We start from the raw sequence: 13,912 nt of genomic DNA on the forward strand, positions 1-13,912 counted from the left end.
CGTTCCCGTTCCGATGAGAGACCGGTCACCCGGTCCCGGCCGGGGTTCCAGCGGCCCGGGATCTGGGTAGCCAGAACTCCACATCGCCTCCCGAGGGCCCGCTCCCCAGCACGCGGAGTGGGCCCTCGTACGTCGTTAAGGTGAACCCCATGAGCGAACCCCCCCGCTTCGACCGCGGCCACACCGACGACCTCATGTCCTTCCTGACCGCCAGCCCGTCGCCGTTCCACGCGGTGGCGAGCTCCGCCGAGCGGCTGGAGAAGGCAGGGTTCAGGCAGGTCGTGGAGACGGACGCCTGGGACGGGACGACCGGCGGCAAGTACGTGCTGCGCGGCGGCGCGATCGTGGCCTGGTACGTCCCCGAGGGCGCGGCGCCCCACACGCCGTTCCGCATCGTCGGCGCGCACACCGACTCCCCGAACCTGCGGGTCAAGCCGCTGCCGGACACCGGGGCGCACGGCTGGCGCCAGGTCGCCGTGGAGATCTACGGCGGACCGCTGCTGAACTCCTGGCTCGACCGTGACCTGGGCCTGGCCGGCCGGCTGACCCTGCGGGACGGCTCGACCCGCCTGGTCAACGTGGACCGGCCGCTGCTCAGGGTGCCCCAACTCGCCATCCACCTGGACCGTTCGGTGTCCGCGGAGGGTCTCAAGCTCGACAAGCAGCGGCATCTGCAGCCGGTGTGGGGCCTCGGCAACGACGTGCGCGACGGCGACCTGATCGCCTTCGTGGAGGAGACGGCCGGGCTCGCGGCCGGCGAGGTCACCGGCTGGGACCTGATGGTGCACTCCGTGGAACCGCCGGCCTACCTGGGGCGCGACAAGGACCTGGTCGCGGGCCCGCGCATGGACAACCTGCTCTCCGTGCACGCGGGCGTGGCCGCGCTCGCCGCGGTCTCCGTCGGGAACCTGCCCTCCATCCCCGTACTCGCCGCCTTCGACCACGAGGAGAACGGCTCGCAGTCGGACACGGGTGCGGACGGGCCGCTGCTCGGCAGTGTGCTGGAGCGTTCGGTGTTCGCCCGCGGGGGCTCCTACGAGGACCGGGCGAGAGCCTTCGCCGGCACCGTCTGTCTCTCCTCCGACACCGGCCACGCGGTGCACCCCAACTACGCCGAGCGGCACGACCCGACGCACCACCCGCGGGTCAACGGCGGGCCGATCCTCAAGGTCAACGTCAACAACCGCTACGCGACGGACGGTTCGGGCCGCGCGGTGTTCGCCGCCGCCTGCGAGAAGGCGGGCGTCCCCTTCCAGTCCTTCGTCTCCAACAACTCCATGCCCTGCGGCACGACGATCGGTCCGATCACCGCGGCCCGGCACGGGATCAAGACCGTGGACATCGGTGCCGCGATCCTGTCGATGCACAGCGCCCGCGAACTGTGCGGCGCGGACGACCCGCATCTGCTGGCCAACGCGCTGGTGGCGTTCCTGGAGGGATAGCCGGCGGGGTTGTCAACGGCGCGATGGCGCATGGGTGTTGTACGCCGGGGTACCCGGAAGTCCGGACCGGAAGGACCGGGCCGGACGGGAGGCGACACTCATGGGCCTCGGTGGATGCATCATCCTGATCGCTTCGGGAGCCATCCTCACCTTCGCGACCGACTGGCACATGAAGGGCGTGAACCTCGACCTGGTCGGCGTCATCCTCATGGCCGTCGGACTCATCGGTGTGAGCACGTTCAGCAGCATCGCCAGGCGCAGGCGCGTGGTGGTACCGCCGACCACTTCGGTGATCGACGAGGACCCGAACCGCCGCCGCGACGGCTACGGCGGCGGATACGGCGTGTAACGGGCAATCGCGAACAACTGCGATCGAAGTCGGCTTGTTCAGTTGTGTGAATAGCGTGAAGAATTCGGAGCCCTGAGAGGCCCTTTCGGGGCCCTCACGCGTCCCGCTCGTCCATGCCGGCCAGGACCAGCGGCAGCCGGTCCGCCCCGCCCTCGGTGAGGCGGACCGGAACGCCCCAGTCCTGCTGGTGCACATGGCAGGCGGGGTACTCGTTCGATGGGTCGTCGTCGCACGACGCCGCCATCGCGGAGACGTGCAGGACGCCTTCCCCGATCGCCGGGTCGAGTTCCAGGTCCCGTACGAGGTCGGTGTCCGCGCCCTCGCCCGCGAGCAGCAGCTCGGGCGGGGTGGCCGAGACCAGGAGCCGGGTCGAGGGGCCGTAGCGCGTGTCGAGCTTCTGACCGGTGGGCGCCTGGAAGATCACGTCCAACCGCAGCTTGCCGGGGGCGACTTCGGTGGCGGCACGCTGCGTCCGATGGGCGACCGCGGCCACCCGTACCGCCTCCTCCGGCAGCCGCAGCCGGGTCAGCCGGTGGCGGGCCGACTCGACGACCACGATGTCGTCGCCGACGAGCACGGCGTCGCTCGGCTCCCGCAGATCCGTGGCCAGGGTGGTGACCTCGCCGGTCGCGGGGTCGAAGCGCCGCAGCGCGTGGTTGTACGTGTCGCTGATCGCGACCGAGCCGTCGGGCAGCGCCGTGACGCCCAACGGGTGCTGGAGCAGCGCCTGTTCGGCGGCCCCGTCACGGTGACCGAAGTCGAACAACCCCGTGCCCACCGCCGTGTGCACGGTGCCGTCGAGGCCGACCCAGCGCAGGGCGGACGTCTCTGAGTCGGCGAGCCACAACCGCTCGGGCGTCGCGGCCAGCCCGGACGGCTGCGCGAACCAGGCCTCGGCAGCGGGCCCGTCGACCAGCCCCTCGTTGGTGGTCCCGGCCGTGACGGCGACGGTCCGCTCCACCGGGTCGTAGGCCCACAACTGATGCACGCCGGCCATGGCGATCCACACCTTGCCGTCCCACCAGGCAACGTCCCACGGCGAGGACAGGTCGACCTCGCGGGCCGGACCTGAGGTGGGCGCCCCCTGCCACCACTGCCGCCCGGTGCCCGCCAGGGTGGTGACCTCGCCGGTCGTGAGGTCGAGGCGGCGCAGGGCGTGGTTCACCGTGTCGGCGACGACCACGGAACCGTCGTAGAGCAGCGCGAGCCCCTGCGGCTCACTGAAGGCGGCGGTGTCCGGGCCGCCGTCCGCGAACCCGCGCGTGCCCGTGCCGATCCGCCGTACGACGCTCTCCCCGTCCTCGGCGAGCTCGACGAGCTGATGCCGGGTGGTGTCGCTGACCAGGAAGGTCCCGCCCGGCAGGACGATCGCCTTGCCCGGGAAGCGCAGCACCGTCGGCTCCGGCTCCGGCGCCACGTACGGCCCGTCGCCGCGCCGCAGCGTGCCCTTCGCCTCGTGCTCGGCCGCCAGCTCCGTCACCAGCCGCTCGATGGCGTGCGCATGGCCCTCGCCGGCGTGCTGTGCGACGACGTACCCCTCGGGGTCGATCACGACCAGCGTCGGCCACGCGCGCACGGCGTACTGCTTCCAGGTCGCCAGCTCCGGGTCGTCCAGCACCGGATGCGCCACCCCGTACCGCTCGACGGCGTCGACCACCGCCGCGTGCTCCGCCTCGTGGACGAACTTCGGCGAGTGCACCCCGATCACCACGACGGTGTCCGCGTGCTTCTCCTCCAGCTCCCGCAGCTCGTCGAGGACGTGCAGGCAGTTCACGCAACAGAACGTCCAGAAGTCCAGGACCACGATGCGTCCGCGCAGGTCGGCGAGGGTGTACCGCTTGTCGCCCGTGTTCAGCCAGCCGCCCTTGCCGACCAGCTCGGGAGCGCGGACGCGGACGCGTCGGGGAGTGGAGTCGCTCATGGGCCAAGAGTGCCACCCGCCACTGACAGTCACCCCGGCGGAGTCAGCCCGTCGGCCTACCGGCGGCGTCGCGGAGCCGCGACCGGGGAAGCCGTGACGGTATGAGATTCCTCGTGCGCGACCGGCTCCTCGGCTTCGGTGACGACTACTGGATCGAGGACGAACACGGCAACAAGGTGTTCCTCGTAGACGGCAAGGCCATGCGGCTGCGGGACACCTTCGAGCTGAAGGACACGCGGGGGCGCGTCCTCATCGACATCCACAAGAAGATGCTCGCCCTGCGCGACACGATGGTGATCGAACGGGACGGCGAGCCCCTCGCCCGCATCAAGCGAAAACGCCTGTCCCTCCTGCGCAACCACTACCGCGTGGCCCTCGTGGACGGCACCGAACTCGACGTCAGCGGCAAGATCCTGGACCGCGAGTTCGCCGTCGAGTACGACAACGAACTCCTGGCCGTGATCTCCCGCCGCTGGATGCACATCCGCGAGACGTACGGCGTCGACGTCGTCCGCGACGACGCGGATCCGGCGCTGCTGATCGCGGTGGCGGTGTGCGTGATCCACCTGGCGGAGAAGGAGCGGGAGGACTAGGCAGCGGGTGCGGGGGCTGTTTGTGCGGGGGCTGTCTGTCCGGGGGCTGCGTCGCCGACGGGCTGGTTCTGGCCGGTCCGGTCCCCGTTCTCGTCCCTGTTCCCGATCTCGGCCCCGTTCCCGTTCCCGTTCTCGTCCCCGCAGTCGTCTGTAGGGGGCGTGGACGGCGTGGGGTCCGTCGGTTCGTCGACGGGGGTCGTGGGCTCGGGCGAGGTGGGCTCGGGTGACGTGGGTTCAGGGGCCGAAGGCTCGGGAGTCGAGGGCTCCGGGGAGGTGGGCTCGGGTGACGTCGGCTCGGGGGCCGGCGTGCCCGGGTCCGAAGGCTCCGGCGTAGGTATGGGCGTCGGTATCGGGGGCGGCACCGGGACCGGCGTGGAAGCCCCCTGTCCCGAGTCGTCGACGTCGTACGAGGCCAGGACCGGCACGTCGGATGCCGCCGAACCGTCCCTCGGCGCCTGCTCGCCCTCCGCAGTGCCGGGCGCGGCGCTCTCGCCGTCCTTCTCCGGCTGCGCCACCGGCTCCTGGGCCACGGGCGTCTGCCGCGCCCCCTTGTCCACGGTGACCGGACCCGCGTCGACCGACCCGAGCGCGATGCAGATCGCCACGGCACCGGCCACCGCCGCCCCGGCAGCCACCGCCACCGGCGTCTTCGCACCTCCGGCCACGGCGGACTTCAACTTCACCCCGTGCAACAGCCCACCACCGTGCCCACCTGCCGCTCCCGCAGACGCGGCACCGGACCCGCCCGCTGAAGCCCCGCTACCGGCACCGGCACCCGAAGCAGTCCCCACCGCGGCTCCGGCCGCACTCGCAGCACCCGCCGCACCCGCCGCACCCGAAAGCAGCCACCGGCCGGCCCCGCCCACGACGAACACCAGCAGCGCCGGTCCGACCAGTGCGGGCAGCTTGCTGTTGGTCTGCATCAAGAGGGCGAGCCGTTCGCGGCAGTCGTCGCACGCGTCCACGTGGCCGAGCAGCCGTTCGGACTGGCGTGCCGTCGCGTTGCCGCGGACGTACGCGGGCATCCGCGCCCAGTGCACCTGGCACGCGGGATCGTCGGGGGCGCCGGTCTGGGTGCGCAGGAAGGCCTGCCGCATGCCTTCACGCGCGCGATGGAGCAGGACCGCCGTCGCCCCCTCGCGCGTACCGAGCTGCGGTCCGATCGCGGCGAGCGGCTGGCCCTCCGCCTCCGCCAACCACAGCGCCTTGACCCAGCGTTCGGGGAGTTCGCCCAGCACGCGCGTGAGGAGGTCGACGGAGGACACCCGCTCCGCGGGGTCGTGCCCGTGCGCGCCCGCCTCGGCCCGCTCGTCGGCCTGCGGATCCTGCGGAGTCTCGCGGCCGGCGCCGCCGGCCGCGGTGGCCAGCCGCCGCACCGTCGTCATCAGGTACGCCGGCACGTTGTCGATCTCGTGCCCGGCGGACAGCCGCCGCCAGACCCGGAAGTGGGCCTCGGCGACGATGTCGTCGGCGGTCCAGGAGTTCCTGGTGAGCGAGCGCGCGTAGGCGACGAGGCGAGGCTGCTGCTCCGCGTAGACGCGGGCGTACGCGGCGGTGGAACCGTCGTTCATGGCAGGAACTCCAGTTGCCTGCTTGGGGGATGGCCCAAAGGTTTTGTCACCCTAGATGACAGAAGTTTCAATTAAAGTTGCGGCCGAGATGAAAGGTGACGCAGGTCACAGCGGTCACTCGTGAAACCGCGTAATCAGATGCCCCTCCTGACGGTCGAGAAGACATCGGCACCAGTTATTCGGCGCCATCCATCGGCGCCACCAACTCGCCGACCCACCGCCCGCCTTGGAGACCACCTGTGTACGTCGCCCTGGAACAGCCCACCGGCGCCCGTCTGATCACCCGCGATCAGGAGCTGGCCGTCCCCGTCACCCTGCGCTACAGCTCCGACGACCCGCTCGCCGTGCACTTCGCGTTCCCGGCCTGGATAGCGCTCGACGGCGAGCCGGTGACGTGGACCTTCGCCCGCGCGCTGCTGGAGGAGGGGCTGGGCATCGCCACCGGCCTTGGCAGCGTGCACATTTGGCCGTGCGGGCCGACGGACACGATCGTGGAACTGCACACGCCGGACGGGGTGGCCATGATGCGGTTCAGGAAGGCCGACCTGCACCGGTTCCTGCTGCGGTCGTACACCGTGACCGAGCCGGGCGCGGAGGCGGTGGGACCGGCCCTGGAGCACGGGCTCGCCGCGCTGCTCGACGGGGTGTGAGGGCTCGGTGCCCGGGTGCGTCGAGGGCCGGTCACCAACCCAGGCGCGGTCAGCGTCGAGGCCCGTTCAGCGTCGAGGCGGGTCCAGACCCAGCAACCGGTCCTTCAGCGCCGGGAACTGCTCCCGCGTCACGCCCACCTTCGCCGGGTCGAACTCGACGGTGAGGACCTCCTCGCCGGCGCCCGCCTCCGCCAGGACCTCGCCCCACGGATCCACCACGATCGAGTGACCCGCCTGCGGAACTCCGGCGTGTGTCCCGGCCGTTCCGCACGCAAGGACGAACGACTGGTTCTCCACCGCCCGCGCCTGAGCCAGCAGCGTCCAGTGGGAGCGGCGGCGCTCGGGCCAGCCCGCCGGGATCACCAGGGTCTCGGCGCCCGCGTCGACGAGCCCACGGAAGAGTTCGGGGAAACGGAGGTCGTAACAGGTCGCCAGGCCAAGGACCGTGTCCGGCAGACGGACCGTCACCAGCTCGCGCCCCGCGCCCATCAGGACGGCCTCGCCCTTGTCGAAGCCGAAGCGGTGGATCTTGCGGTAGGTCGCGGCCAGTTCACCGGAGGGGGAGAAGACGAGAGACGTGTTGTAGAGCGGCCCCTCGGCGGACGCCGGGTCAGCATCGGACGCCGGGTCGGCGCCGGCCCTCAAGTCACCGCCGGCCGCCGCGAAGTCGCCCTCGGGCGTGGCGCGTTCCGGGATCGAGCCCGCGTGCAGCCACACGCCCGCGTCGCTCGCCGCCTTGGCCATCGCCTCGTACGTGGGTCCCGTCAGCGGTTCGGCCTCGCTCGCGAACTCCTCGTAGGCGAACGCCCCGGTGGTCCACAGCTCCGGCAGTACGACGAGATCCGCCCCGGCCTGGTCCCGTACCAGAGACGCCACTCGACGTCGGCGTGAATCGACCGATTCGCCCTGGTCTACGGCGACTTGGAGCAGAGAGGCGCGCACACTACCACCGTCCTGGCATTCGAGCCGTTCACACGGGCCTACGATCGTCACACGAAAGCACTGCCGGGGTGCCTCACAGCAGCGTAACTTGGGGGTCCCCCCAGACTCGAGCGCAGTCGAGAACTGGGGGAGTTCCAAGACACCCGCCCAGAGCAGCCACCTCCCACTGGCAACGACGCCAACCAGCCCGTGTACCGACCGCCGAGGGGTCCCGTTTCCGTGAGTCTGCATCCCACTCTCCAGCCCTACGCCGACGCCTGGACCCACTCCATCGATGCGATATCCGAGCTGGTCCAGCCGCTTGCCGAGGGCGAGTGGAACCGCCGGACTCCATGCCCGGCCTGGTCGGTGCGGGACGTGGTCTCCCATGTCATCGGGCTGGACTGCGAGATGCTGGGCGACCCGCGCCCCATCCACACCCTGCCGCGCGACCTGTACCACGTCACCAACGACCAGCAGCGCTACATGGAGATGCAGGTCGACGTCCGCCGCCACCACACGGCACCGGAGATGACCTCCGAGCTGGAGTACGTGATCATCCGCCGCAACCGGCAGCTGCGGAACGAGTCGCGCGACCCGGGCACCAAGGTGCGCGCCCCGTTCAGCACCGAGCTCACCCTCGAAGAGTCCATGCGGGGCCACGCGTTCACCGTCTGGGTGCACGAGCAGGATCTGCGCGCCGCCCTCGGCCGGCCCGGCAACCTCGACTCCCCCGGCGCGCAGGTCGCCCGGGACGTGCTGCTCGACGCGCTCCCCGCGATCGTGGCCGAGAAGGCGAACGCGCCGCGCAGTTCGGCGATCGTCTTCGACGTGCACGGTCCGATCGAGTTCCTGCGCACCATCCGCGTCGACATCCAGGGCCGCGGCACCCTGGAGACGGCCCCCGCCCTCGGCCCCGCCGCGACCTTCACCCTCGACTGGGAGACGTACGTCCGCCTGGCCTGCGGCCGGGTCTCGCTGGACGCGGCGGCGGACCGGGTGAAGGCGGAGGGCGATCCGGAGCTGACGGGGGCGATCCTGCGGAACTTCACGGTGACGCAGTAACCGTCGGCCACAGCAGCAGCCACAGCCGCATGCCGCGAGCCGGGCGGACGGGCACGCGCACCGTCTCCACCCGGCTCACGCCGGTACGTGCACCGTCTCCACCCGGCTGGCCACCAGCCGCTCCCGCTCCAGACGGGCCGCCCGCTTGCGCAGGCGCAGGATCTGGCTGACGCCGAGGGCCTGGAGGACGAAGACCACGGAGAACGCGATGCTGTAGTCGTCGTCCGTCGCGTCCAGCAGCACGCCGATCGCGAACAGCGTCGTCATCGAGGCGACGAAACCGCCCATGTTGGTGATCCCGGAGGCCGTGCCCTGACGCTCGGGCGGGTTGGCCGGGCGGGCGAAGTCGAAGCCGAGCATCGAGGCGGGTCCGCACGCGCCGAGCACCGCGCACAGCACGATCAGCAGCCACATCGGCGCGTGCTCGGACGGGTAGGCCAGCGTCACCGCCCACACCGTCGCCGTCGCCGCGACCGTGCCGAGCGCCAGCGGCAGCCGTGCCGCGTGGTGCCGGGCGACGACCTGGCCGTAGACGAGGCCGAAGGCCATGTTCGACAGGACGACCAGGGTGAGGAGTTCGCCGGCCGTGGCGCGGGACAGGCCCTGTGCCTGGACGAGGAACGGCATGCCCCACAGCAGCAGGAACACCATCGCCGGGAACTGGGTGGTGAAGTGCACCCACAGGCCGAGCCGGGTGCCCGGCTCCCGCCAGGAGGCGGCGATCTGGCGGCGGACGTAGGCGGCGCCCTGGTGCGGGAAGGGTTCCGGCTCGTGGCCCTCGGGGTGGTCCTTGAGGAAGAGCAGCAGCAGCACGAACACGATCACACCGGCGAACGCGCTGCCCGCGAACGCGGCCGTCCAGCCGATGCCGTGCAGCAGCCGGGCCAGCACCAGCGTGGAGACCAGGTTGCCCGCCATGCCCGCGAGTCCCGCGAGCTGCGCGACCAGGGGGCCGCGCCGGGCCGGGAACCAGCGGGTGCCCAGGCGCAGCACGCTGATGAAGGTCATCGCGTCACCGCAGCCGAGCAGGGCACGGGAGGCGAGGGCGGTGCCGTACGAGGGCGAGAAGGCGAAGCCCAGTTGGCCCGCCGTGAACAGCACCACGCCGATGGCCAGCACCTTCTTGGTGCCGAGCCGGTCGACCAGCAGGCCGACGGGTATCTGCATGCCCGCGTAGACCAGCAGCTGGAGGATCGAGAAGGTCGACAGGGCCGAGGCGCCCACGTGGAAGCGTTCGGCCGCGTCGAGGCCCGCGACCCCCAGCGACGTACGGAAGATGACGGCGACGAAGTAGACGGAGACGCCGATGCCCCAGACGGCGATCGCGCGCCGGCCGCCGGGCGGATCACCGGGCAGGGACAGCGCGGAACGCGAACTGCCGCCGCTCATCGGACCTCGCCCCGGGCCAGGTGGGAGAACCAGTCGACGTGCCGGTGGACGATCCCGGCGGCCGCCTCGGCGTCCCCCTTGCGCAGTGCGTCGAGGATCGCCTCGTGCTCGGTGAGCGTCTTGGCGATGCGGTCGGGGTGCGAGTGCATGATGGCGACGCCCATCCGCAGTTGCCGGTCGCGGAGTTGGTCGTAGAGCCGGGAGAGGATCTCGTTGCCGCCACTGCGGACGATCTCGGCGTGGAAGCAGCGGTCGGTGACGGCGGCGCCGGCCAGGTCCCCGGCGGCGGCCTGTTCCTTCTGCCGGGCGAGGAGTTCCTCAAGGCGGGCGATCAGGGTCGGTGACGCCGGTACGGCCTTGCGGACCGCGTGCTGCTCCACGAGCATCCGGGTCTCCACCACGTCCGCGATCTCCTGCGAGGAGACGGGCAGGACCAGCGCGCCCTTCTTCGGGTAGAGCCGGATCAGCCCCTCGGCCTCCAGGCGCAGCAGCGCCTCGCGCACCGGGGTCCGCGAGACCCCGACGGCTTCGGCGAGTTCGCCCTCGGTGAGCAGGGTGCCGCCCTCGTAGCGGCGCTCCAGGACGCCCTGTTTGACATGGGCGTAGACGCGGTCGGCGGCGGGCGGCTGCTTGACGGTGGGGGACGGGACGGGTGGTGCGGAAGCCATGGGCACATCTTAGATACAACACGTACGCATGAGGAGCGTGGGTCCATCATGCGGACCGGCGCGCAGTCGCCGCTTCTGCAATGACCGCACTTCTGTAATGACCGCGTCACGGAAGCAGGCCCGCCCCAGCTGTCGCACAACCATCCGTGCTACATACGTGTCAGACACGTGCGGCCTCACTTGCTTCCCCCTCCAACTCGGCCGCGCTTCAGGGGCATTCGACGTATCGGGGTATTTCAGTTGATAACCGCCATCAAGGGTCTCCGCGTCCGCAGAGCCGCAGCCGTCGCCGTCACGGCCGGCGCAGTGCTCGCCACCGGAGCCCTCACCGCGGCACCGGCGCAGGCTGTCACGACGCCCACCATCACCGCCAAGGGCGGATACCTGATGAACAGCGCCACGGGCAAGAGCCTCTTCAGCAAGACCGCGAGCACGAAGCGGCTCACCGGCTCCACCACGAAGATCATGACCGCGAAGGTCGTGCTCTCGCAGTCGAACCTCAACCTCAACACCAAGGTCACGATCCAGAAGGCCTACAGCGACTACATCGTGTCGAAGGGCGCCTCGTCCTCGCACCTGATCGTCGGCGACAAGGTCACCGTCCGCCAGCTGCTCTACGGGATGATGCTGCCGTCCGGCTGCGACGCCGCGTACGCGCTCGCGGACAAGTTCGGCACCGGCTCCACGCGCGCCAAGCGCGTGTCGAACTTCATCGGCAAGATGAACACCATGGCCAAGAGCCTGGGCATGACGAACACGCACTTCGACTCGTTCGACGGCATCAGCAACGGCACCAACCGCTCGACGCCGCGGGACCTGACGCTGCTCGCCCGCAGCGCCATGAAGAGCTCCACCTTCAAGTCCGTCGTCAAGACCAAGTCGTACAAGGCCAAGACGATCACGAAGACCGGCTCCACGCGCACGATGGCGACGTGGACCAACACCAACACCCTGCTCGGCTGGAACGGCACGCTCGGCATCAAGACCGGCTCCGGCACCGAGGCCAAGTACTGCCTCGTCTTCGCCGCCACGAAGAACGGCGAGTCGGTGATGGGCGCGGTCCTCGCGTCCTCCAACGCCGCCAACCGCACGGCGGACGTGAAGAAGCTGATCAACTACGGCTACGCCAAGATCAGCTGACGCACCACTGACATGAAGAAGGGGCCCCGCCGTGCTCACGGCGGGGCCCCTTCCATGTCCGGGCCCATGCCTCAGGGAACTGCGGATCGCGACCGCCGCGTCCGTACGCCCGTGATGACCTCTCCTCCTATCCTGCGCACCGCGACTCTCGACGACCTCGACGCCATCACGGACATCCACACCCGAGCCCGTGTCGAGTACTACCGGGCAGGTGGCCTGCGGGAGTCCGAGCTCACCTCCGTCGAGGCCCGCGCGAGCCGGAGGCAGGCGTGGCGGCGGGCGATCGAGGCCGACGACCGGGCGGTGTCCTGTGCGGTGCGGGACGGCGAAGTGACGGGCGTGGTGTCGATGGGCCCGCCCGCGGACGCCGACGTCGATCCCACGACGGTCGGCCAGCTGTTCCAGATCCATGTCAGGCCGGGCAGCTGGGGAGCGGGCATCGGCAGCCGGCTGCACGAGCGCTTCGTGCGGCTCCTGCGGGAGGGTTCGCTGAGCGTGGGCGTGCTCGAAGCGTGGGAGCGCAACAGCCGGGCCCAGGCCTTCTACGCCCACCGCGGTTGGCGGCCGGACGGTCACCGCCGACCAGGTCCGCGTGACGCCGACTACGTGCGGCTGCGGCTGCGGCTGCGGCTCGACTTGGAGTCCCAGAGCCCTCGTCGAGCCTCTGACTCGTAGAGCCTCTGATACGACGATGCCGGGGCCGCCATGACGGACGGCCCCGGCATCATCCTCGGCTCACGCCCAGGTGATCAGCCTCTTCGGCTGTTCCAGGATCGCCGCCACGTCCGCCAGCACCTTGGAGCCCAACTCCCCGTCCACCAGACGGTGATCGAAGCTCAGGGCGAGGGTGGTGACCCGGCGGGGCTTCACCTTGCCCTTGTGGACCCACGGTTGGAGCTTGATCGCGCCGACCGCGAGGATCGCGGACTCGCCGGGGTTGAGGATCGGGGTGCCGGTGTCGACGCCGAAGACGCCGACGTTGGTGATGGTGACCGTGCCGCCCTGGATCGCGGCGGGGGACGTCTTGCCTTCCCGCGCCGTCGACACCAACTCGCCCAGGGACTGCGCCAGTTGCGGGAGCGTCTTGGTGTGGGCGTCCTTGATGTTCGGGACGATCAGACCGCGCGGGGTCGCCGCCGCGATGCCCAGGTTGACGTAGTGCTTGAGCACGATCTCCTGGTTCGCCTCGTCCCAGGACGCGTTGATGTCCGGGTTGCGCTTGATGGCGACCAGCAGGGCCTTGGCGATCAGGAGGAGCGGGTTGACCCGCAGGCCCTCCAGCGCGAACTCGTCGGACCGCTTCAGCTCCTCGACCAGCTTCATCGTCCGCGTCACGTCGATCGTCACGAACTCGGTGACGTGCGGCGCCGTGAACGCCGAACCCACCATCGCCGCGGCCGTCGCCTTCCGCACACCCTTGACCGGGATACGGGTCTCACGGGCCGTGTCGTACGTCGCCACGGGCGCGGGAGCGGGCACGGTGACCGGAGCCGGGGTGGCGGCCGGCGCGACGGGGGCCGGGGCCACCGCCGCGTGCACGTCGTCGCGCGTGATGATGCCGTCCGGGCCCGACGGGGTCACCGTGTTCAGGTCGACGCCGAGGTCCTTGGCCAGCTTGCGCACCGGCGGCTTGGCCAGCGGGCGGGACCCCTCGACCGTGGGGGCAGGCCCGTGGCCGTTCAGCTCGGCCTGGATCGCCTGGGCGGGCGCCGGGACCGTGGCCGGCGGGGCGGTGACCTCCGGGACCGCGGCTTCCGGAACCGTGGCCTCCGCGCCCTTCCGCGGGCGCCGCTTCGTGGAGGACGTGGAGACGCCGTAGCCCACCAGCACGGGCGTGCGGGCCGCCGGCTTCGCCTCCTCCTCCGTCACCTCGGCCGGAATCTCGGCGGGGGCCTGGACCACAGTCTCGGCCGGAGCCTCCGTAGGAGCCGCCCCGCCCCCCGACACGTCCACCGCGATGATCGACGTGCCCACGTCGACCGTCGTGCCCTCGGGGAAGCGCAGTTCGCGGACCACCCCGTCGTACGGGATGGGCAGTTCGACGGCCGCCTTCGCCGTCTCGACCTCGCAGACCACCTGGCCGTCGGTGACCGTGTCGCCGGGCTGGACGTACCACTTGAGGATCTCGGCCTCGGTGAGCCCCTCGCCCACGTCCGGCATCTTGAATTCGCGTACGGACGCGTCAGTCATCGTCGTCACGACC

Annotated in this window: 13 protein-coding genes; 7 read left to right on the plus strand and 6 right to left on the minus strand. The window is 70.9% G+C overall.

Features of this window, described 5'->3' with window-relative positions:
- Positions 1–149: 149 nt before the first annotated feature.
- Complete coding sequence (locus M2283_RS11155) at positions 150–1,442, plus strand: M18 family aminopeptidase (RefSeq protein ID WP_280875978.1); 1,293 nt, start codon at positions 150–152, stop codon at positions 1,440–1,442.
- A 100-nt stretch (positions 1,443–1,542) separates the two neighbouring features.
- Positions 1,543–1,791 (plus strand): DUF6458 family protein, encoded by a 249-nt coding sequence (locus M2283_RS11160; RefSeq protein WP_280875979.1) that lies wholly within the window; start codon positions 1,543–1,545, stop codon positions 1,789–1,791.
- A 94-nt stretch (positions 1,792–1,885) separates the two neighbouring features.
- Here M2283_RS11160 and M2283_RS11165 read toward each other — a convergent pair whose 3' ends face one another.
- Positions 1,886–3,712: an NHL domain-containing thioredoxin family protein gene (locus tag M2283_RS11165; RefSeq protein WP_280875980.1), complete on the minus strand. Its 1,827-nt coding sequence runs from the start codon at positions 3,710–3,712 to the stop codon at positions 1,886–1,888.
- Positions 3,713–3,813: 101 nt separating this feature from the next.
- Between M2283_RS11165 and M2283_RS11170 the strand changes: the two genes are divergently transcribed.
- On the plus strand, positions 3,814–4,305 hold the full coding sequence (locus tag M2283_RS11170) for an LURP-one-related/scramblase family protein (RefSeq protein WP_123998894.1): 492 nt from the start codon (positions 3,814–3,816) through the stop codon (positions 4,303–4,305).
- Here M2283_RS11170 and M2283_RS11175 read toward each other — a convergent pair.
- Positions 4,302–5,876: a sigma-70 family RNA polymerase sigma factor gene (locus M2283_RS11175; protein ID WP_280875981.1), complete on the minus strand. Its 1,575-nt coding sequence runs from the start codon at positions 5,874–5,876 to the stop codon at positions 4,302–4,304. The genes M2283_RS11170 and M2283_RS11175 overlap by 4 nt on opposite strands.
- A gap of 239 nt (positions 5,877–6,115) precedes the next feature.
- On the opposite strand from M2283_RS11175, the gene M2283_RS11180 reads away from it, so the two are divergent.
- Positions 6,116–6,526, plus strand: a complete 411-nt coding sequence (locus tag M2283_RS11180) for an SsgA family sporulation/cell division regulator (protein WP_280875982.1) — start codon at positions 6,116–6,118, stop codon at positions 6,524–6,526.
- A 66-nt stretch (positions 6,527–6,592) separates the two neighbouring features.
- Here M2283_RS11180 and M2283_RS11185 read toward each other — a convergent pair whose 3' ends face one another.
- Complete coding sequence (locus M2283_RS11185) at positions 6,593–7,468, minus strand: carbon-nitrogen family hydrolase (RefSeq protein ID WP_280875983.1); 876 nt, start codon at positions 7,466–7,468, stop codon at positions 6,593–6,595.
- Between the two features lie 219 nt (positions 7,469–7,687).
- On the opposite strand from M2283_RS11185, the gene M2283_RS11190 reads away from it, so the two are divergent.
- Positions 7,688–8,512, plus strand: coding sequence for a maleylpyruvate isomerase family mycothiol-dependent enzyme (locus tag M2283_RS11190; RefSeq protein ID WP_280875984.1), 825 nt, complete (start codon positions 7,688–7,690; stop codon positions 8,510–8,512).
- 75 nt (positions 8,513–8,587) lie between these two features.
- On the opposite strand, the gene M2283_RS11195 is transcribed toward M2283_RS11190, so the two are convergent.
- Positions 8,588–9,901, minus strand: coding sequence for an MFS transporter (locus M2283_RS11195; protein ID WP_280875985.1), 1,314 nt, complete (start codon positions 9,899–9,901; stop codon positions 8,588–8,590).
- Positions 9,898–10,569 carry a GntR family transcriptional regulator gene (locus M2283_RS11200; RefSeq protein ID WP_280875986.1) on the minus strand — a complete coding sequence of 224 codons (672 nt, stop codon included), beginning with the start codon at positions 10,567–10,569 and terminating at the stop codon, positions 9,898–9,900. The genes M2283_RS11195 and M2283_RS11200 overlap by 4 nt, the downstream gene beginning before the upstream one ends.
- Before the next feature lie 240 nt (positions 10,570–10,809).
- On the opposite strand from M2283_RS11200, the gene M2283_RS11205 reads away from it, so the two are divergent.
- Positions 10,810–11,709, plus strand: a complete 900-nt coding sequence (locus M2283_RS11205) for a D-alanyl-D-alanine carboxypeptidase family protein (protein ID WP_280875987.1) — start codon at positions 10,810–10,812, stop codon at positions 11,707–11,709.
- 114 nt (positions 11,710–11,823) lie between these two features.
- A complete protein-coding gene (locus M2283_RS11210) occupies positions 11,824–12,384 on the plus strand; it encodes a GNAT family N-acetyltransferase (RefSeq protein ID WP_280875988.1) in 561 nt (186 codons plus the stop codon).
- A 60-nt stretch (positions 12,385–12,444) separates the two neighbouring features.
- Here M2283_RS11210 and M2283_RS11215 read toward each other — a convergent pair whose 3' ends face one another.
- Complete coding sequence (locus M2283_RS11215) at positions 12,445–13,908, minus strand: dihydrolipoamide acetyltransferase family protein (RefSeq protein WP_280875989.1); 1,464 nt, start codon at positions 13,906–13,908, stop codon at positions 12,445–12,447.
- Positions 13,909–13,912 lie beyond the last annotated feature (4 nt).

Source organism: Streptomyces pseudovenezuelae (genome assembly GCF_029892565.1).
Classification (GTDB): domain Bacteria; phylum Actinomycetota; class Actinomycetes; order Streptomycetales; family Streptomycetaceae; genus Streptomyces; species Streptomyces pseudovenezuelae_A.

What these genes read in the sequence shown, in the direction of transcription:
- M2283_RS11155 (WP_280875978.1), top strand. Translation starts at nt 150, where the DNA reads ATGAGCGAACCCCCCCGCTTCGACCGCGGCCACACCGACGACCTCATG.
- M2283_RS11160 (WP_280875979.1), top strand. Translation starts at nt 1,543, where the DNA reads ATGGGCCTCGGTGGATGCATCATCCTGATCGCTTCGGGAGCCATCCTC.
- M2283_RS11165 (WP_280875980.1), bottom strand. Translation starts at nt 3,712, where the DNA reads ATGAGCGACTCCACTCCCCGACGCGTCCGCGTCCGCGCTCCCGAGCTG.
- M2283_RS11170 (WP_123998894.1), top strand. Translation starts at nt 3,814, where the DNA reads ATGAGATTCCTCGTGCGCGACCGGCTCCTCGGCTTCGGTGACGACTAC.
- M2283_RS11175 (WP_280875981.1), bottom strand. Translation starts at nt 5,876, where the DNA reads ATGAACGACGGTTCCACCGCCGCGTACGCCCGCGTCTACGCGGAGCAG.
- M2283_RS11195 (WP_280875985.1), bottom strand. Translation starts at nt 9,901, where the DNA reads ATGAGCGGCGGCAGTTCGCGTTCCGCGCTGTCCCTGCCCGGTGATCCG.
- M2283_RS11200 (WP_280875986.1), bottom strand. Translation starts at nt 10,569, where the DNA reads ATGGCTTCCGCACCACCCGTCCCGTCCCCCACCGTCAAGCAGCCGCCC.
- M2283_RS11210 (WP_280875988.1), top strand. Translation starts at nt 11,824, where the DNA reads ATGACCTCTCCTCCTATCCTGCGCACCGCGACTCTCGACGACCTCGAC.